Origin of the sequence: Pedobacter sp. GR22-10 (assembly GCF_026239715.1) — a bacterium.
Classification (GTDB): domain Bacteria; phylum Bacteroidota; class Bacteroidia; order Sphingobacteriales; family Sphingobacteriaceae; genus Pedobacter.
Map to the genome: position 1 here is coordinate 153,068 of NZ_JAPIVR010000001.1, position 18,644 is coordinate 171,711.

Annotated in this window: 19 protein-coding genes; 14 read left to right on the forward strand and 5 right to left on the reverse strand. The window is 37.5% G+C overall.

Annotation, left to right across the window (positions count from 1 at the left end; all coding sequences use genetic code 11):
• The first annotated feature begins 218 nt into the window (after positions 1–218).
• The 4 genes from OQX64_RS00640 (at position 219) to OQX64_RS00655 (ending at position 3,593) form a co-directional block, all read left to right on the forward strand.
• The gene (locus tag OQX64_RS00640; RefSeq protein ID WP_088300879.1) at positions 219–884 is read left to right on the forward strand and encodes a heme exporter protein CcmB; all 666 of its coding nucleotides are present in this window, start codon (positions 219–221) and stop codon (positions 882–884) included.
• 140 nt (positions 885–1,024) lie between these two features.
• Complete coding sequence (ccsA, locus tag OQX64_RS00645) at positions 1,025–1,687, forward strand: cytochrome c biogenesis protein CcsA (RefSeq protein ID WP_265817065.1); 663 nt, start codon at positions 1,025–1,027, stop codon at positions 1,685–1,687.
• Between the two features lie 131 nt (positions 1,688–1,818).
• Positions 1,819–2,037 carry a CcmD family protein gene (locus OQX64_RS00650; protein WP_172406477.1) on the forward strand — a complete coding sequence of 73 codons (219 nt, stop codon included), beginning with the start codon at positions 1,819–1,821 and terminating at the stop codon, positions 2,035–2,037.
• A gap of 134 nt (positions 2,038–2,171) precedes the next feature.
• Positions 2,172–3,593 carry a Glu/Leu/Phe/Val family dehydrogenase gene (locus OQX64_RS00655; RefSeq protein ID WP_088300877.1) on the forward strand — a complete coding sequence of 474 codons (1,422 nt, stop codon included), beginning with the start codon at positions 2,172–2,174 and terminating at the stop codon, positions 3,591–3,593.
• A gap of 211 nt (positions 3,594–3,804) precedes the next feature.
• Here the strand turns inward: OQX64_RS00655 and OQX64_RS00660 are convergent, their stop codons facing one another.
• From OQX64_RS00660 to OQX64_RS00675, 4 genes are all read right to left on the reverse strand, one after another.
• The gene (locus OQX64_RS00660; protein WP_265817068.1) at positions 3,805–5,409 is read right to left on the reverse strand and encodes a Na+/H+ antiporter; all 1,605 of its coding nucleotides are present in this window, start codon (positions 5,407–5,409) and stop codon (positions 3,805–3,807) included.
• Between the two features lie 64 nt (positions 5,410–5,473).
• The gene (locus OQX64_RS00665; protein ID WP_265817070.1) at positions 5,474–6,814 is read right to left on the reverse strand and encodes a hypothetical protein; all 1,341 of its coding nucleotides are present in this window, start codon (positions 6,812–6,814) and stop codon (positions 5,474–5,476) included.
• An 82-nt stretch (positions 6,815–6,896) separates the two neighbouring features.
• Complete coding sequence (locus OQX64_RS00670; protein ID WP_265817072.1) at positions 6,897–8,894, reverse strand: hypothetical protein; 1,998 nt, start codon at positions 8,892–8,894, stop codon at positions 6,897–6,899.
• Between the two features lie 88 nt (positions 8,895–8,982).
• Entirely contained in the window at positions 8,983–9,663 is a 681-nt protein-coding gene (locus OQX64_RS00675; RefSeq protein ID WP_088300873.1) for a hypothetical protein, read from the reverse strand.
• Positions 9,664–9,959: 296 nt separating this feature from the next.
• Here OQX64_RS00675 and OQX64_RS00680 point away from each other — a divergent pair, with 296 nt between their 5' ends.
• The 10 genes from OQX64_RS00680 to OQX64_RS00725 all read left to right on the forward strand — a co-directional run bounded on the left by OQX64_RS00680 (position 9,960) and on the right by OQX64_RS00725 (position 17,707).
• Positions 9,960–10,394 (forward strand): cytochrome c maturation protein CcmE, encoded by a 435-nt coding sequence (locus tag OQX64_RS00680; RefSeq protein ID WP_265817073.1) that lies wholly within the window; start codon positions 9,960–9,962, stop codon positions 10,392–10,394.
• 5 nt (positions 10,395–10,399) lie between these two features.
• Positions 10,400–12,868, forward strand: a complete 2,469-nt coding sequence (gene ccsA / locus OQX64_RS00685; RefSeq protein WP_088300871.1) for a cytochrome c biogenesis protein CcsA — start codon at positions 10,400–10,402, stop codon at positions 12,866–12,868.
• A 3-nt stretch (positions 12,869–12,871) separates the two neighbouring features.
• A complete protein-coding gene (locus OQX64_RS00690) occupies positions 12,872–13,636 on the forward strand; it encodes a Rossmann-like and DUF2520 domain-containing protein (RefSeq protein ID WP_265817074.1) in 765 nt (254 codons plus the stop codon).
• A gap of 40 nt (positions 13,637–13,676) precedes the next feature.
• Positions 13,677–14,009, forward strand: a complete 333-nt coding sequence (locus OQX64_RS00695; protein WP_088300869.1) for a 2Fe-2S iron-sulfur cluster-binding protein — start codon at positions 13,677–13,679, stop codon at positions 14,007–14,009.
• 144 nt (positions 14,010–14,153) lie between these two features.
• Positions 14,154–14,396, forward strand: a complete 243-nt coding sequence (iscX, locus tag OQX64_RS00700) for a Fe-S cluster assembly protein IscX (RefSeq protein WP_265817075.1) — start codon at positions 14,154–14,156, stop codon at positions 14,394–14,396.
• A 73-nt stretch (positions 14,397–14,469) separates the two neighbouring features.
• Positions 14,470–14,997: a KdsC family phosphatase gene (locus tag OQX64_RS00705; protein ID WP_265817076.1), complete on the forward strand. Its 528-nt coding sequence runs from the start codon at positions 14,470–14,472 to the stop codon at positions 14,995–14,997.
• A gap of 258 nt (positions 14,998–15,255) precedes the next feature.
• Positions 15,256–15,636 (forward strand): hypothetical protein, encoded by a 381-nt coding sequence (locus OQX64_RS00710; protein WP_265817077.1) that lies wholly within the window; start codon positions 15,256–15,258, stop codon positions 15,634–15,636.
• Positions 15,637–15,704: 68 nt separating this feature from the next.
• Entirely contained in the window at positions 15,705–16,271 is a 567-nt protein-coding gene (locus tag OQX64_RS00715; protein WP_265817078.1) for a Maf family protein, read from the forward strand.
• Between the two features lie 82 nt (positions 16,272–16,353).
• Positions 16,354–16,953 (forward strand): hypothetical protein, encoded by a 600-nt coding sequence (locus OQX64_RS00720; protein ID WP_265817079.1) that lies wholly within the window; start codon positions 16,354–16,356, stop codon positions 16,951–16,953.
• Between the two features lie 73 nt (positions 16,954–17,026).
• Positions 17,027–17,707 carry a hypothetical protein gene (locus OQX64_RS00725; RefSeq protein WP_265817080.1) on the forward strand — a complete coding sequence of 227 codons (681 nt, stop codon included), beginning with the start codon at positions 17,027–17,029 and terminating at the stop codon, positions 17,705–17,707.
• Here OQX64_RS00725 and OQX64_RS00730 read toward each other — a convergent pair.
• Positions 17,693–18,616: an exopolyphosphatase gene (locus OQX64_RS00730; RefSeq protein ID WP_265817081.1), complete on the reverse strand. Its 924-nt coding sequence runs from the start codon at positions 18,614–18,616 to the stop codon at positions 17,693–17,695. The two genes, OQX64_RS00725 and OQX64_RS00730, sit on opposite strands and share 15 nt — an antisense overlap.
• Positions 18,617–18,644: the final 28 nt, after the last annotated feature.

The following is an 18,644-nucleotide window of genomic DNA, read 5'->3' on the forward strand; positions in this document are numbered from 1 at the left end:
CGCATCGCCCGGGGAATAAAAAGAATCAATTCCTTTACATCCAACAGAAAAGTTTACGGGATAATTTTCAGTGCATTTTATAGCTAAATTCTTTAATCTTAATGAGATAATAATTATTTATTTAAATGTGTCGGCAGCAACCTAATCTTTAAACAATATTACAACAATCCAACAAAATTACGCACCGATAATTTCTCAATAAAAGTATCTTTGCGGTTATGCAACTGGCCAAAGAGGTTAAATATTTAATCCATAAGGAAGTACTGTTAGAGTGGCGCTCCAAATATACCATCAATGGAATCCTATTGTATGTAGTTTCCACTATTTTTACCTGTTATTTATCTTTTGTAAGTCTTGGTGATAAGCTTGCCTGGAATGCATTGTTCTGGATTATTATACTTTTTGCCTCCATAAACGGTGTTTCCAAAAGCTTTCTGCAGGAAACGAAAGGTCAGCAATTATATAACTATATTCTGGCAAGTCCGGCAGCAATATTAATTTCAAAAACGGTATATAATACAATATTAATGCTGGTTTTAACCACCATAGCACTGGGGTTTTATACACTGGTATTTGATTCTTTTACACCTCCCGATTTACTTTTATATTATGTAGCTGTAATGATGGGTAGTATCAGTTTTTCTACTGTTTTTACGATGGTTTCGGCCATCGCGAGTAAGGCGGGTAACGGCGGAATGCTGATGGCGATTCTCAGTTTTCCGATCATCATTCCTGTATTAATTCTGTTAATAAAACTGGCTAAAAATGCAGTAGATGGTCTGCCATGGGAAAATAGTTACGATGAAATTGGGATGTTATTGTTGGTAAATGTACTAACCGTTGCCACCTCTTTATTGTTATTTCCTTACCTTTGGCGGGATTAAAAAAATGATTGAATGATTGAATGAAAGAATGATTGAATTATAGAATGAGAAATTCGCCAGTATAAATCCTTGATGATTTTTAAGGCGTAATAAAAGAATATTCTCCCATTCAAAACTTGATCATTCAAAATTATATATGTATGAATAAAACTTGGTGGAAAATCTTAGGTTCAGTGCTGGTTATTTACACGGCAATAGCAGGTTTGTTAATGGGTGTGCCGCGTTTGCCTATCATTAATGAATCAATCCGGAATTTATATTTCCATGTACCGATGTGGTTTTCCATGATTGTTTTGTTCTCTATTTCTGTTTTTTACAGCATCAAATCACTGAGCACCAAAAGTGAAATTGATGACATTAAAGCCGTAGAAAGTGTAAATGCAGGAATTGTTTTCGGCCTTTTAGGCTTAGTTACGGGCGCCATCTGGGCGAAATATACCTGGGGGCAATTCTGGAGTTTTGATCCTAAGCAAAATTTTGCTGCCATTTCAGTATTGCTTTATTTTGCTTACCTCATTCTTCGTAATGCCATAGATGAAGAGCAAAAGCGAGCTAAAATTTCAGCCATTTATAACATTTTTGCTTTTCCGATGATGGTGGTTTTGCTTTTCGTATTGCCACGGTTAAAGGATTCATTACATCCTGGTAACGGTGGTAATCCTGGTTTTAACAGCTATGATTTGGATAGCCGCATGCGCATGGTATTCTACCCAGCCTGTTTGGGTTGGATTTTGATCGGCTACTGGGTCTATACCATTCGTTTCAGAATACGTTCCATCGAAACTAAACAGCAACAGAACTAATAGCAAAGAGTAAGGAACAAGGAACAAAGAGCAAAGATTGAAGTGCAGAAAGCAAGATGCAGAACTGCCCTTTTTTATCTTTTACCTCTCAAAATTAAAATTTTTAACAGCACAATATTTCAATAACCAACATGAAGAAGATATTTTTATCACTGATATTAATGCTAACTGCAGTACAATTATTTGCGCAGGATAATGGCGTGGAAATGGCAGATCGACTGCGCAGCGATGGTAAAATTTATGTAGTGGTTACCTGTATTGTGATCATTTTAGTCGGTTTACTGGCTTATCTTTTCTCAATTGATAAAAGATTAAAAAAAATAGAAAAAGAAAATTCGGACAAAAAGTAAGCTTAAACGTTTTAAAGCCATTTTTTCAGTCATTTTCAATTGGTGTTTCCTTTACACTAAGTATTTTTTCATTTGGATATATGCTGTTTTTTTAGCCAATTTTGCGGCATACTTAATTCATAAAAGATAAATAAATGGCTAATCTAGCAGACGAGAACAAGTTTTTTGCAGATGTTTGTAAGAACTTTGACAGTGCGGCTCAATTCACCAATCACCCTGAAGGTTTATTGAACCAGATTAAAGCATGTAATAGTGTGTATCGTTTCCAATTCCCTATTCGCAGAGGAAACGGTTTTGAAGTAATTGATGCCTGGCGAGTAGAGCACTCGCATCACATGAGTCCAACTAAAGGTGGTATCCGTTACAGTGAAATGGTTAATGAGGATGAAGTAATGGCACTTGCAGCCTTGATGACATATAAATGTGCCATCGTAAATGTACCTTTCGGAGGTGCAAAAGGTGGTATTAAAATCAACACCAAACAATATAGTGTAGCTGAACTGGAAACCATCACCCGCCGATATACAACTGAATTAATCAAAAAGAATTTTATTGGCCCTGGTATTGATGTCCCGGCTCCGGATTATGGATCTGGTGAACGCGAAATGAGCTGGATTGCAGATACCTACATGACCATGAATCCTGGTCAGCTGGATGCATTGGGTTGTGTAACCGGTAAACCAATTGCCTTACATGGTATCCGCGGACGTAAAGAGGCTACCGGTCGTGGTGTGGCTTATGCCGTTCGTGAATGTGTTGATGTGGCTGAGGATATGGCTAAAATCGGTTTCAAGGCTGGTTTAGGTGATAAAAGGGTAATTGTTCAGGGCTTAGGTAATGTGGGTTATCACTCTGCAAAATTCCTGGCCGAATTTGGGGCAACCATCGTTGGTTTATGTGAGTATGAAGGTGCCATCTATAATCCAAATGGTTTAAATGTAGATGAGGTTTTTGCGCACCGTAAAAATACAGGTTCGATTTTAGGATTCCCTGGTGCAACAGATTTCAGAAATTCAATGGAAGGTTTAGAGCAGGATTGTGATATCATTGTACCTGCTGCGCTGGAAAATCAGTTTACTGAACTGAATATCCGCAACATCAAAGCAAAAATTATTGCTGAAGGTGCGAACGGACCAACTACACCTGAAGCTGAATTGATTTTCACTGAAATGGGTGGGATCATCATTCCGGATATGTATTGCAATGCCGGTGGTGTAACCGTTTCTTACTTCGAATGGTTGAAGAACCTTTCTCACGTAGCTTTTGGTCGTATGGAAAACCGTTATGCGGCAAATTCAAACGCTAACCTGATTGCAACTTTAGAAAACTTAACAGGAAAAACCATTCTTCCGGAACACCGTTTAATGATTGTGAAAGGTGCTTCAGAAATGGAATTGGTCAATTCCGGGCTGGAAGATACCATGATCCATTCTTACCATGAGATCCGTGAAACCCTGAAAGTAAAACCGGGTACACAAACATTAAGAACTGCTGCTTTTGTAAATTCTATTGATAAAATTGCAGTTTCTTATATGAACTTGGGCGTTTGGCCATAGGGAAGTTAAAGCTTAAACGAAAATCCTTGCAAAAGATCCTTGCAAGGATTTTTTGTGTTGGAAGGGTACGGTTCTGAGTAATTTTGGACAAGAGTTAGTCCTCCATTTTTTGCTTTTCCGGACAGAAAAAACCGGCATCTGCCACAATCTGGTTGAGATACATCAATTTTGTTTAGCTAATGTTATAGCAGATGTTGCCTGATCAAACCAACTAAGAAGTAATACTTAATTCTTCCAAATCCAACCGCCATTCTTCTTTTCTGATAATGTCATCATCGTAATTTTTATTGCGCTTTAAATGGTGCAGTTCGTCACGCTGAACCTGAATTAATGCAATTACAATTTCATTATAGGCCTTTAAATCATGCTTGTTGATTTCACCTTTTTTATAAGCCTGAAGTGTATCTTTTTTCTCATTTAAAGAATGCTGCAATTCAGCCTTCAGATTCACCATCAGTTCATTGTGGGTACATTGATACTGGTAATCAGCCACTAACTTTTCCAGTGAAAGATCAATCAACCTCAGCTTAATCTGGCTGATTTGTTCCTGCTCAGAAAGCTTATGCTTTGGTTCAGGTATGTTTAACAGTTTAATAAAAAGCGGAAGTGTTAAGCCCTGAACCACCAGTGTAAAAAAGATCACTACGAAAGTGATAAATAAAATCAAATTCCTCAACGGAAAGGCCGTCTGATCAGCAATCATGACCGGAATGGAAAGCGCAGCAGCCAACGATACCACTCCTCTCATGCCCGCATAAACAATGACCAATGAGGAGTGCCAGGTTAAATCCTGATAACGTACCCGTGTTCTTTTATTAAAAAAACTGGTAATTCTTGCGGTTGAAAAAAGCCAGATGAAACGAACCACAAGTGCCAGTATACTAATGCCAATGCCATAACCAATTGCCCTTGCAATAGGATAATCCGGACCTAAGCCTGCTACAATATCAGGTAATGCCAAGCCAATCAGGATAAATACCACGCCATTCAGTAAAAAAATCAGGGCTGACCAAACCGAAACCGTTTTAATTCTGGAGTTTGAGGTGAGGATTAAGTGTGACTGACTGGAAAGTAGCAGGCCTCCTGAAACCACAGCCATGACACCTGAAGCTTCAAAATGTTCCGCAACGATGTACATAAAGTAAGGCGTAAGCAAGGTCAGCACGGTATCGATGTTTTCTGTAGTGGGCAGCCAGCGGTGAATGGCGTAAAATACACCGCCTATGGCTAAACCAATTATAATACCCAACCCTGCAACAGAAATAAAATTTACTGCTGCATCCTGCAAAATAAAAGTTCCCGTAGTTACTGTAGCCAGTGCAAATTTGAATACGATTAAACTGGATGCATCATTTACCAGACTTTCGCCCTCTAAAAGTGCCGTAACAGTTTTAGGAAGTTTCATTTCTTTAAGTACAGCTGCTGCGGCAACAGCGTCAGGTGGAGATACAATTCCACCCAGTAAAAAGCCAAGTGCCAGTGTAAAGCCTGGTATGAAGGCAACAGATGCATAAGCTACCGCTACTGAAGTGATAAATACCAGCCCTACCGCCATCAGAAAAATGGCGCCTTTATATTCCCAGAAAGCCTTCCAAGAGGTAAACCAGGCAGCTTCGTATAATAGTGGTGGTAAAAACAACAGAAAAACAAGATCAGGATCTATTTTGATATGTGGCATACCTGGAATAAAGCCAATAAATAAACCGGCCACCACTAAAAAAATGGGATAAGAAATTTTAAGCTTTTGCCCCATCATTACCAGAAGGGTTACGCCAAGCAATAAAACCAGAATGAGAATTAAATTATCGTGTAGCATTTAATGAGATGTAAATCTATATCCCTAAATATATCAGAATTTGAAACTAAAAGCAGCAGGCAGATTAAAAATCTTTGACAATCTGATACAAGGCATTCACTTGATCATTCACGAAAGTGATTTTTCCATCCAGCCTGATCTGCCTGTCATGCATTGACCTTCCTTTTATATCCATGTATTTCAGGAGTTTCAAGTGTTGTGTTAAACCTGGAATACGCATTGATTGATTGATTTTCACTAAATCAACATTTAGTGAAAAGAACGCATTCGAGGGGATTAGCATATTATCTGCTTTATTCTTTTTTTGAGTCGTTAGCTGAAGCTGATTTTGATGGCCACCCAGAAAAACTTTATAAAGTGGAAATACTGTATTGCGTATTGTTCCACTATCGAGATTAATCACCTGTTTTTCATTAAGATAATTAATCAATAGATTTCGATCAGCTTTAATATTAAGCATCAGGTTTGGTACGCTACGTTTCTGTAAGGTTACTTTAGCCGTTTTTTCAAAGTCATCATTGTATTCATACGTAACAATAGAATCAGTTTGTGTGGTGGTATTGGTCCATTCAAAATCCAGATAACCTTTATAATATTTCAACAAGCTATCACGATCTAAAGTGCTGCTTTTTAGTTGAATTTTTTTATTTGGTAATTTAGCAAAATCAGCATTGAGCCAGGCACTTGCTGTACTTTCCTGATTAAACTTCCGATGAAAGGGTTTGACTGCCGGAATAATAGAATGATTAGCAAAATCAGCAGAGATATTTATTTCCCCACTATTGAAGTCGATTGTAACACCATTTTTGGCATCAGAATAGGCAATGTGATGGGTTGATTCTTTTATGGATTTAAATTTACCCACACCAATTTGTTGAAAGTTTTTTGCTTTCAAAATATCCAGGAGTACTGCATCAAAATTTCTGGCTTCACCAGATACAACAACAGCAACATGGTTCGCATCATAGCAAAAAAACACATTTCCTGATCCAGCAAAGGTAATTTCATTTTGTTTCTTGAGGATTTTAAACCTAAACTTGTTATGAATAAATGTTTGAAAATTGCGGAGTTGCTTAATTTCAAATCGGGAAAACAGCGCCATTTCCGGCTGATTTTTCATGGTATAAAAATATACACTCGCCGGGATTTTTAAGCCATGGCGAAAGTCTCCGGTAATGCTGTCAGTTTTTTTATCAGGATCAGATTTTAAATAATAGTCCGGATTGAAAAGCATATTCAGCGCCAGACTTTTATATATTTCATCGATACTAAGCTTAATTACTGCAGTAGCCGCTTTCGGAACAGCAATCTGATTGGCATGATATTGCCTGGATTTAAAGATCCCCACAAAAAAAATAAGCAGTGATAGGATGATCACTGCTATTGTTTTAAAAAATTTCTTCATAATTTATTTCAAAATGATCTTGCTACGGAATCATGAAAGTGCAGAAGCACTTTCCGTGGCTTCTGTGTTTTCTTAACAAATGTTATTTCGATGCATTTTCAATTAAAGTAAACAAATATTTCAATGCATTTTCATGCCCGTTAGGAATTTCTGCACTGATGTCTGCAGAAACCAGGTTACCCTTAATTGGATTTGATTTCATGTACACATTACCCATTTTGCCCAGTGTTTCGTTAAACTTTTTTGCTGTTTCTTCGCCACCTATTTCTTCGTTCGGCACTTTACCCACCAGGTTTTTTGCATTAAATAAGAAACTAAAATTGTTCTGGCTCAATAGTTTTTGATGTGCTTTATTAATTCTCGCATTAAATGTATTGTTGCTAATGCTTTGCATTTCTGGTAATGAATTTCCAAAAAATACAATGCCATCCTTAATCATGAAGTAAATATCTATCGGACTTTTCTTTTCTTCAATCTTATAGATGTTATTGCTTACACTAACCTTGTTTTTATTTATTCCATATTTAATGAGCTTATTCATTAAACGCTGGTCTTCTGATGAGAACATAAAAAGAAAGTCGGGAAGGGTTTCTTTTTTGGTTTTAGTTACCTCTGTTTGATTATAGTCTTCGTCATAATCATATGTGGTATAACTCACATCACGGCTGTTTAAACCATTGATGATAAATAAGGCATCGCCTTTTACTACTTTACTTACGGCCTCTTCATCCAGCAGGAGTGAAAATAACTCTGAACCCAACGCAATTTCTTCATCCATTTTATTGCTGCCTAAAAATGAACCATAGGTTTGTTGCATCAATTTAGGTAATTCCTCCAAATAAGCCTTCGTATCAATGGCATATCCCATAAAGCCAATTGCCTTTTCACTGTCAACATATTTCAGGAATTTTTTATTCAATTTCCGGTTCATGATTTTTTTATATGAATCGGCCTGTTCTTTTGCCAATTCCAGACCTGTAGAAATGCGGAAACTTTTTTTATCCATAAATAATTTCGAGGTTAAACTTCCGTAACCCTTCATTATTCCTGCTTTTCCGTAGCGGCCAAATTCAGGGGAGATGGAATTATAAACATCCTGCAAGCTTGAAATCCAAACTTCTGCAATGGCATTTTTATCCAGACTGGCACTGTAAGATTTATTGCTTTCAATTGATTCGTAATTGGTACTGAAGATTTTATCTGCCTGTTCGCTGATCCACATATAGGTCAGTGCTTTTATTTTTGCATCTTGTTCAGCTTTTTCTTTTTGGTAGTTATCATACTGGTCCGAATCACTTACTGATCCTGCAGCATCCGTAGCAGCATCGTCAGTAGTTTCCAGCATTTTCACTTCTTCAGCCTCTGGGGCTTTTTTAATTTTGCCGGACTTTTTCCTTTTCCCTGTTTTTTTCTTGGTCACCGGTTTTTTCTTACCCGTTGTTTTGTGATTTTTCTTCGGTAGAACAGGTGGCGCAATTTCTGTTTCAACCATTGGCTCTGCCGCATAGGTGGAATCTACCGCAACTGTGGCACTATCTGTAAGCACATCATCGCTTTGATAGCGGATATCTTTAATGCCGTATTTTGCAGACTTCAGAGAATCAGCAAAGAAAGAACTTTTAATGCTACCCGTAACATAGTACATCATGGTATTGTTCCATTTAATCAAGCTGGTGCTGTCAGGCAGAAACATTGTTCTGATTTCGCCCTCAACCTTTAATTTTTTGTCTTTGTCGGTGATGAGGTTTTCAAATTTTGAAGCATCTTTAAGCGGAATCAGGAAGCAGTTATAAGTGATACTGTCGCTCAGCTGATTAAAATAATACATATTTTTCTCCAGGTTAATCCCAAAGTCTTCTATGCTGCTGAAATTTTTATCCAGGGATTTTGAGGTCTCTGTTAATAATTTTTTACCGACAAAAGATTCATTAAAATCTTTCACAAACATGAGTTTAAATACATTATCACCTTTTATGGTAGCCACAGTAAAGGCATTTTTAGGGATTTTCTTTACCAAATCCTGAGCATAGGTCAAACTGGAAAAGAATAGAAAGGAGAGTGCAACGAGAAGTTTTTTCATTTTTATAAATTTGTTTTCAAAGGTGGGTAGCTGGTTATGATCGTGTACTTTCTTCTTAATAAGATTTCGGGATCATTGCAATCTTAGGTTATTTTAGGAGTTGTATTTGATTGGAAACGTTAACTTTTCCGTTGATTAAATTCATGATATTACTTTTTAGCATTACCGCTTTTTTTGATTTTGATAGGTTTGATGCCGGATTGGTCACATTTGTTACAGGAGATTCAAAACGATAGATACTGGTGTAGGTGGCACCGTTGAAAACAGCTTTATCCTGATTTTTAAGTTTGTTGAATTCAGACTTTGCATTGGCCACGGGCTGGTATTTCCTCGAAAATACTTTGGTAGCTTTATTGAAACTGTAGGAAGAGGTGTTGGTGGCTTTTATTTTTTGTTTGGCCAGGATGTTTTTAGTGATATTATTGATGTTAGATACATCTTTAAAGGTAAAGCCGATGGTGGCAATATAATGATTAAAATCGCTGCTGCTCTTTACATTTGAAATGCCATCACATTTTTTGAGATAAGCAACTGCTTCTGCCAGTTCTGACTGGATTTTTTGCTTGCTGGGAACTTTATATCCCTGAACGCTATCCAATAGCATCACAGAAGCCACTTTAGTTTTACTTTGGCTAAGGTTAATGGTCAGCGTTACATCGCCGGTTCCATCATTCCGCATATTTATTTCTTCTACAATTTCAAAACAGGAGCTTAATGCAGGAATGAATAGGATAAATAAAATAAGCTTATAAAGTTGCCTGAGTTTCATAGGAGGTAATAATTAGGATTTCCACGATTAAAATAACAATGATCTGATTGTCAAACATACTCATTTAACTGAATTTAATGCATATCTAATCTGATGTTATAGATAATTGTCCCATACCGCAAGTATTTTAGAAATATCATATTAAAATCATCATTGATTTGATAAATTCTAAAATTTTTAATGATCTAATCCTATCATCAGTTAATTGTCAATATAACGACACGAAAACGGTAAAAGAAGGTTCGCTATGGCTATTTTTCTATCTTTGTTGCCAGCTTTTACTACAATAACACAACATGAAAAAAAGTGCAATCATTGGATTAATTACTATTGCAATTTCTGTAGGGATTCTTTTTAGCTTAAATGCCAATACGGATACTTACTCGAATTTTAAAGAGGCCGCTACTTCTCAAAAAGAAGAACATGTAATGGGCTATTGGGAAAAATCCAAAGGGATGTATTATGATGCCATTAAAGATGCCAATCATTTTGCTTTTCACATGAAAGATGAAAAAGGTGAAATCAGAGAAGTTGTTTACAATGGTACGAAGCCTCAGGATTTCGAAAAATCAGAAAAGTTAGTGTTGATTGGTAAAATGGATGGCGATAAGTTTTATGCTTCAAAAATTCTGATGAAGTGTCCATCTAAATATAATGATAACCTGGTCGAAATAAATCAGGATGGCAAGGTTAAAGAAGTGGGTAAGTACGGCGAAAAAAAATATAATTAATTTTAATGGATATTCAATTTGTAGGTGAGAACCTGCTGCCGGGTAAAATCGGACAGTTTTTTATTGTGCTGGCTTTTAGTGCATCATTACTTTCAACCATATCATATTTTTTTGCTACCCGTGATAAAAATCTAACAGATCGTTCATGGCTTAATTTAGGTAGAATTGGTTTCCTCATCAATTGGGCCAGTATCATCGGTATTGGTGCAACATTGTTTTACCTGATTTTAGGTCACTATAACGAATACAGCTACGTTTATTGGCATTCATCTAAAGAATTACCCGTTTATTATATTGTATCTGCCTTTTGGGAAGGTCAGGAAGGAAGTTTCTGGCTTTGGGCTTTCTGGCAATCGTTTTTAGGCGCTTTGCTGATTTGGAAAGCAAAAACCTGGGAGCGCCCGGTTATGACGGTAGTTGCATTTTCTCAAGTTTTTCTAACCTCCATGCTGTTGGGTGTCGAAATTTTAGGCGAGCGGATCGGAAGTTCACCATTTATCCTGTTAAGAGATTCCCTGGATTTGAAATCAATGGCTCCTGTGGTTTTCGCCAATCCGGAGAATTTTGCCAATTATTTAAAATTTATTACCGATGGAAGAGGATTAAATCCATTGCTGCAAAACTATTGGATGGTGATTCACCCGCCAACGCTGTTTTTAGGTTTTGCAAGTATGGTGGTTCCTTTTGCTTATGGTATTGCTGCCCTTTGGCAAAAAAGATATAAAGAATGGATTAAACCTGCAATGCCATGGACGCTTTTTGCTGTCATGATTTTGGGAACGGGTATCATCATGGGTTCATTCTGGGCTTATGAAGCTTTAAACTTTGGTGGTTTCTGGGCCTGGGATCCGGTAGAAAATGCTTCTATAATTCCATGGTTAACCCTAATTGGTGCAGTACACGTAATGATCGCGTATAAAAATACCGGTCATGCTTATTTCACTGCCATTGCATTGGTGTTCTTAAGTTTCTTGCTGGTGCTTTATGCATCTTTTTTAACCAGAAGTGGTATTTTAGGTGATACCTCCGTACACTCATTTACAGATATGGGCATGTTTGGCCACCTGATTCTGTATAATGTGGTATTTGCCGTGATTGCAATAGCCCTTATTATCGTGAGGTGGAAAGAATTACCGATCACGACTAAAGATGAAGAGACCTATTCCAGAGAATTCTGGATGTTTATTGGTGCCTTAGTGGTCACGGTTGCCTGTATCCAGATCATTTTTTCTACTTCAGTTCCGGTATTCAATAAAGCTTTCGGAACCAACTTTTCACCACCCATTGATGCAGTGAAATACTATAACCAGTGGCAGGCACCATTCGCCGTACTGATCACTTTAATTTCGGGTTTTTCACAATATTTAAAATACAAACGGACTGATCCGCGTAAATTCTACAGTAGCCTGATTTCGGCTATTTTGTTTTCATTGGTACTAACTGCTGGTTTGGTTTGGGTAGCAGATATTTACACCAACACGATGTATATTCTGATTACCTTCAGTTGTTTATTTGCGGTGTTGTCTAATTCAGCGATCTTATACCAGGCATTTGGAGGTAAGGTGAAACTGGCCGGTTCTGCCGTAGCCCACATCGGTTTCGCATTTTTAATTCTGGGTGCATTGATTTCAGCGGCAACCAATAAGCCGCTATCCATCAATGCCAATAACTTTATCCCGGTAAAGGATTTTGAAAAAACAGAAAAGCCGGGTGAAAACATCATGTTGTATAAAAATGAGCCTAAAGAAATGGGCAAGTATACGGTAACATATGTTAGCGATACCACTGAAGCACCGAATACGATTTATACCCTTAATTTTAAGGTTCTCGATAAAGAAACAGGTAAAGTTAAAGAAGATTTTAATTTGCATCCGCACGTGCAAGAAAATGAAAAGATGGGGTTGATTGCTTCGCCTGATACCAAGCATTATTTAACTTACGATGTGTATACACACATCACCAGTGCGGCGATTAAACAGGCCGATCATGGCGATCATGAAGGTCATTCTGATGATGAAAATTACAAAGAACCACGAATTGTAAAGGTTGCTGTGGGTGATACGATTCATACCTCTAGCGGTGTGGTAACTGTAAAAGCTTTAAATAACAAACCAGTGGCTAAAGACCTGGTATTGGCACAAGGAGATTATGCCGTAGGTTTGCCTTTGGAAATTAACTCAGCCGGAAAAATTTATACCGCTGAACCGATGTTTTTAATCAAGGGGAACAATACTTTCGATTTTGCCCGTAAAGTAGAAGGATTAGACCTTAAATTCCGCTTCTCTAAGGTTTTACCTGATGAGAAAAAGGTAGAATTACAGATTTTTGAAAAACCTCAGCAGGCGAAGGACTGGGTGGTTTTTAAAGCCATTGAATTTCCATTTATCAACTTATACTGGGCAGGTACCATTGTAATGGTGATTGGTTTCTTATTATCTATTTTCAGGAGAAGAAAAGAGGCTAAAATCGCATAGCTGATGAAGATTGTTTTAATAGGTGCTGGAAATGTAGCGACTCATCTTGCACAAGCTTTAAAAAGTAGGGGTGAAGAGATCCTTCAGATTTATAGTCAGGATTTGAATCATGCTAAATTTTTGGCTGATGGCATTCCCTGTGAACCTGTTAATGATTGGAAGTTACTTAAAACCAATGCTGATTTATACATTATAGCTGTTAAAGATGATGCGATTGAAAGCATAGCTGATCAGTTGAAAACGGTTAATGGTCTTGTTGTTCATACTTCAGGCACTACAGATATTCAGGTATTATCATCGAAAGTTAAACATCCGGGCGTTTTATATCCGCTGCAAACTTTTTCTAAATCGAAAACAATTTCATTTGAAGACATTCCCTTATGTATTGAAGCTGCAAATGAAGCTGATTTAAGCATTTTACAAAGCCTGGCTTCTAAATTAAGTCAAAAGGTATATCACCTGGGTGGAGACCAAAGGAAGGTGCTGCATCTCTCAGCCGTTTTTGCCTGTAATTTTACCAATCATCTGTATGCATTAGCCCATCAGTTGCTTCAGGTAAACCATCTGGATTTCGAAATCATCAGACCCTTAATTAAAGAAACTGCAGATAAGGTGATGATGAATTTACCAGAAAATGTACAAACCGGGCCGGCAGTGAGGGTAGATGAAACCACATTAAACAAGCATTTGAGCATGTTAAACCACATGCCCGAACTACAGCATATTTATCAAACTTTAAGCGATAGTATAAAATTAATGCACAAATAGCATATTTACCGCTTTAGCTTACTATTTTTGCAATATAATTATGAGCATTTTTAAATTAAAAATAAATTTTGAAGAAGCTGATCACGAATCTATAGAATTACCTATAGCTGCCGGAGAATCGGTTTTAGATGTTTGCCTGGATAATGGAATAGACCTTCAGCACAATTGCGGAGGCGTTTGCGGATGCAGTACATGCCATGTTTACGTAACAAAGGGTATGGATAATTTGGAGGAAATTTCTGATAAAGAGGAAGACTTTATCGATAGAGCCGTTCGCCCAAAAATTACATCCCGTTTGGGTTGCCAGTGTGTAGTCATCAATGGAGATATTGAAGTAACCATTCCGGATCAGTCTGGCTTTATGGGACATTAGATTAGTCTGGAGTCAATAGTCTTTAGTCTCGAGTCTGCAGCATTCTTTCGAAAATGATGAAGCTATAGATGTAGTACGCCAGACCGGTAACTTTTAACTCATAACTTTCAACCTTTAACTTTTAACCTTCAACTTTACAACAACATGAACAACGATAAATTTGCCTTGCCTTTTTACTGGAATGATTATGAAGATATCGCCATGTCTTTATACGAGAAATTTGGTGATGAATTTACCGAAGCCAAAATCTATCGCATCCGTTTCACGGAGCTTTTAGAGTGGGTTTTGGAATTACCGAACTTTAAAGGAACCCGTGAAGAAAGCAGCGAAGGGCATTTAGAGCAAATACAATCTGCCTGGGTTTACGAATGGAGAGATAATCAGTAAAGTAAGTCATGAGTTCGGAGTCCTAAGCCTTGAATCGGTTCCGAACGCCTAATGCTAAACATCATACGCACAAATGTTTTTTCAAAAACTAAAAGAAATCACCACCTTCATCTTTGATGTTGATGGTGTATTAACAGATGGATCTGTTCAGGTAACAGAGAGCGGGGAATCACTGCGTACTTTTAATATTAAAGATGGCTATGCCATGCAACTGGCCGTAAAGAAGGGATATCATTTTTGCATCATATCGGGTGGAGATGGTATTGCCTTACGGAAACGTTTTCTCAATCTGGGCATAAGCGATATTTTTTTAGCTGCAGGTGATAAGGTTTCGATCTTTAACCAATATTTAAAAGAAAAAGGCATTACCGCGAGTGAAGTGCTTTATATGGGTGATGACATTCCGGATTTAAAAGTGATGAAACTGGTTGGGCTTCCCACTTGTCCGGCTGATGCGGCTGAGGAGATTAAGGCCATATCTACATTTATATCTCCCTACAACGGTGGTAAAATGGCTGCACGAGACATTATTGAAAAGGTAATGAAAGTACAGGGCAGATGGCATGATGAAAATCCAAATGCTGCTGATTCGGGTAAGTAAGTTGGATCATTAGGGAAATTCGTCCTTGCGAACTGAAGGGCAGGCTCCGTAATGGCGTGAGGCAATCTTTCTTCGCAAAATAGATTGCTTCGTCGTTCCTCCTCGCAATGACGAAAATGTAATCTTATCCATTGTCTGTGGCAGAATTGCACTTAAAAGATTGATCTGTTTTAATTTGCAACATTGAAGTTACACTATGCCATTAAACTTTGTTTCCTGCTAATGCTCCAACTTGTCTAAACTTCAAAAAACAACAAGATGAAAAAATTATTAATGATCTGCGGATTAATGCTGGGCATAGCTGGTTTCGCTCAGGCACAACAGGGGGGCGGAAGAGGTATGATGATGAAACCTGAAGAACGTGTAAAACTATTGGATGAAAAGCTAAAGCTGAGTGATGACCAGAAAACGAAGCTTACTACTGTTTTTACAGAACAAGCTGAAGCCATGAAAAAGATGCGTGAAGAAATGCAGGGAGCTGATCGGGATGCCATGAGGGAGAAGATGCAGAAATTGCGTGCGGAAAATGATACAAAGGTTTCTGCAGTACTAAATGATGATCAGAAAAAAACTTATGAGGCCTGGCAGAAAGAGCAACGCGCTGAAATGCAGAAGCGTATGCAGGGTGGAAGTAATTAATCTGTTAAAACATTCGATAATAAAAGCGGCTTTTGGTCGCTTTTATTATTTTAGCAAAAATTTACGTTATGGCAATTACATTCCCACCCATCATACTGGCATCAAAATCACCACGCAGGCAGGAACTTTTAACCCTGATGGGCTTAAATTTTAAAGTGGTACTGAAAGATGTCGATGAAAGTTATCCTGATGGATTATCTCCTGCAGAAATTGCTGTTTACATCTCAGAACAAAAAGCAAAAGCATTTAAGGCTGATGATGAAATCGTCATCACGGCTGATACCATCGTGGCCTTAAATGGCGAAATATTAGGCAAGCCAGCAGATCGTGCACACGCTCAGGAAATGCTGGCAAAATTATCTGGTCATAAACATGAAGTTTATACGGGTGTGACATTAGCTAAAGGCAATAAAATCTATTCTTTTTATGACCGGACTGAAGTTTATTGTAAGTCAGTTACCAGTGAGGAGATTGATTTCTATATTGATCAATATCAGCCATATGATAAGGCCGGGAGTTATGGTGTGCAAGATTGGTGGGGATTGGTAGTGGTACAGCGAATTGAAGGCTCTTACACCAATGTAATGGGGCTGCCTACTGAAAAACTGTATCAAGAACTTTTAAAATTTGTCTAACCATCAGATTATTTAAACAATACATAAATAATAATTGATTTTGAGTAGAAGTAATATTTAATCTATAAAAAAGACGCTCTAAATGGTTAAAAATAAAATAATATTTAAGAAACTTACTATCTGGGGAATAGTATGTCTGTTATTAGTTTACATATTTTATTTTGCGATTCCAATCGGTACTTATCAATCAGCAACAACGCTTCTAGCCATTACTGGAGCCATAAGCATAACAGTTTGCGTATTTGTTCTTTTTTCTGGTTTATTTATTTTATTTGATAAATATGATGAGAATGGAAAAGTTAAAGAAAGACCAATTCAAGGGATATTTTTAATGATTATATTGTTAGTTTCACTTTTTGGAAATGTGAGCTTAATCCTTTGGGTAGAAGTTAATAGAGAATCTCAGGAATTAGAAACAAACGGAGTGATTGTAATGGCAAAAATTGTTGATGGTAGCTCTTTGACTATTCGTAGTATTGATCTTAGTAATATATCTGTGGAATTTACGGATATAACTGGCATAAAGCATAGGCTAAAAGTGGAATTATCAAAAACTGAATTTGAAAAGTTTTATCTAAATCAGGAAGTCCCTATTGTATATTCAACGAAATATATGAATATAAATAGCGTATTACACAGTGAGGCTGATTTTTTAAGATATCCAAAACAGCAACAGCAGTAATATATTTAGATTTAAAATGGCAAATACTTATGGAATCCTGATTTCTTTTTCATCATGTTAACAAATCTAAAAGATGAAAAATTCGCCAGCACAAGTGACCATTGCAGAACCCTGTACTCAGCATTGGGATGAGATGGAAAAAGAATCAGGTTTTGCTTTCTGTACAGCCTGTTCAAAAAACGTGATTGACTTTACGAATTATACCAACGCAGAAATCATTTCTGTATTAACTCAAGCCAGCACTTCGATATGTGGCCGTTTAACAGTTACACAGCTCAATCAGTTGAACTATTACTTATTAGTTAAACCAGCGAATAGAAACTGGATGAAATACCTAGGTGTACTGGTCATTGGCGCAGCCATTTTTACTCAGGATGCCAGGGCTGCTATTCCTCGCGTGGCTACAGAAATTACAGCGCAGTCTACAGTTAAAGAGGACGATAAAAAGCCAGATACTGTGACCAGGATATCAGGAGTGATTTTAGGTTTAGATAAAAAGCCCAGGTCCGGAATTCGTGTGGTCATTTTGAACACCAAATATCATACAATAACAGATGAAGCTGGTCGGTATGAATTTGTTTTTAAATATGGTTTAGATCTTAAAAGCAATGTACTTTCTGTGGAGAGCGCACGCTTTGCCGCAACAATGATACTCGATTACAGCAAGGTCAAGCAAAAAGATTTAGCTTTGCAAAGCAGCCCAATCATTATGGGAAGAGTGATTATGCCAGCTAAAAAATTAACCCTCGAATAAATTTTGCGACAGCATGCCCATTTTTAAATCATAGGTTGATAGTTTTAGCTGGTTAATCTGAAGTCTGCCCAGAACGTAGTTAGTGATGAGGGCTGCAATTACAATTAAATCTACCCGAAGAGGAATGATACCCGGCATTTCTGATCGCTGTTGATGCGTAGAGTTAATCAACTTAACAGAGAGGGTAATATATTCATCAAAATCGAAATGATAGGATTGGAGTGTATCTAAATTAATGACCGATTTTTTAGCGCTGCTCACCAATTCGGCAAAGGTTTCAAAAGCACCCGCTGATCCGATTAATGTTTTTGGCTGATACGGTGCACATACGCTAAATAAGTCTGTCAGTTCCTCTTGAATGTGTGCTAAAATATTATTTTTATCCCCATCCGAAATGGGATCTGACTTAAAAAATCTTTGCATCAAACGGGCTGCACCAATATTGTAGCTCTTCTTCCAGATTAATTTTTCTGTATTACATAGGATAAATTCCACGCTACCGCCACCAATATCCATAATTAAGGCTAAATCTTCTACTGCGCCGCTTAATTTTACGCCTTCATAAATTAATGCAGCTTCCTCATCACCGGATAAAATCTCGATCTCTATTCCTGTCTGTTCCTTAACGATATGTACGAAATCTTTCCCGTTGCCGGCGCTGCGCACCGCTGATGTAGCAGTGGCCCTGATCTTCTCTACCCTGAACTTTAAGATAGTTTCCTTAAAGTTTTTAAGACAGTTAATTCCCCTTTCAAATGCCTCCGGAATGATGATGTTGTCATTGATGCGTCCTTCACCCAGTTTAACAGGGACATTCGTTTTATAAAGTACTTCAAAATTTTGCCCGCTGACCTCCGCAATCAAGAGGTGAAAGGTATTGGTGCCCAGATCAATAACCGCTATACGCATAGCTGATAATAAGTTAAAGTGTTTAGCA

Coding starts and splice junctions, on each gene's coding strand:
- OQX64_RS00725 (WP_265817080.1), top strand. CDS start 17,027: ATGAAAAATTCGCCAGCACAAGTGACCATTGCAGAACCCTGTACTCAG.
- OQX64_RS00705 (WP_265817076.1), top strand. CDS start 14,470: ATGTTTTTTCAAAAACTAAAAGAAATCACCACCTTCATCTTTGATGTT.
- OQX64_RS00650 (WP_172406477.1), top strand. CDS start 1,819: ATGAAGAAGATATTTTTATCACTGATATTAATGCTAACTGCAGTACAA.
- iscX (WP_265817075.1), top strand. CDS start 14,154: ATGAACAACGATAAATTTGCCTTGCCTTTTTACTGGAATGATTATGAA.
- OQX64_RS00665 (WP_265817070.1), bottom strand. CDS start 6,814: ATGAAGAAATTTTTTAAAACAATAGCAGTGATCATCCTATCACTGCTT.
- OQX64_RS00730 (WP_265817081.1), bottom strand. CDS start 18,616: ATGCGTATAGCGGTTATTGATCTGGGCACCAATACCTTTCACCTCTTG.
- OQX64_RS00655 (WP_088300877.1), top strand. CDS start 2,172: ATGGCTAATCTAGCAGACGAGAACAAGTTTTTTGCAGATGTTTGTAAG.
- OQX64_RS00690 (WP_265817074.1), top strand. CDS start 12,872: ATGAAGATTGTTTTAATAGGTGCTGGAAATGTAGCGACTCATCTTGCA.
- OQX64_RS00710 (WP_265817077.1), top strand. CDS start 15,256: ATGAAAAAATTATTAATGATCTGCGGATTAATGCTGGGCATAGCTGGT.
- OQX64_RS00675 (WP_088300873.1), bottom strand. CDS start 9,663: ATGAAACTCAGGCAACTTTATAAGCTTATTTTATTTATCCTATTCATT.
- OQX64_RS00670 (WP_265817072.1), bottom strand. CDS start 8,894: ATGAAAAAACTTCTCGTTGCACTCTCCTTTCTATTCTTTTCCAGTTTG.
- OQX64_RS00660 (WP_265817068.1), bottom strand. CDS start 5,409: ATGCTACACGATAATTTAATTCTCATTCTGGTTTTATTGCTTGGCGTA.
- OQX64_RS00715 (WP_265817078.1), top strand. CDS start 15,705: ATGGCAATTACATTCCCACCCATCATACTGGCATCAAAATCACCACGC.
- OQX64_RS00640 (WP_088300879.1), top strand. CDS start 219: ATGCAACTGGCCAAAGAGGTTAAATATTTAATCCATAAGGAAGTACTG.
- ccsA (WP_088300871.1), top strand. CDS start 10,400: ATGGATATTCAATTTGTAGGTGAGAACCTGCTGCCGGGTAAAATCGGA.
- ccsA (WP_265817065.1), top strand. CDS start 1,025: ATGAATAAAACTTGGTGGAAAATCTTAGGTTCAGTGCTGGTTATTTAC.
- OQX64_RS00695 (WP_088300869.1), top strand. CDS start 13,677: ATGAGCATTTTTAAATTAAAAATAAATTTTGAAGAAGCTGATCACGAA.
- OQX64_RS00720 (WP_265817079.1), top strand. CDS start 16,354: ATGGTTAAAAATAAAATAATATTTAAGAAACTTACTATCTGGGGAATA.
- OQX64_RS00680 (WP_265817073.1), top strand. CDS start 9,960: ATGAAAAAAAGTGCAATCATTGGATTAATTACTATTGCAATTTCTGTA.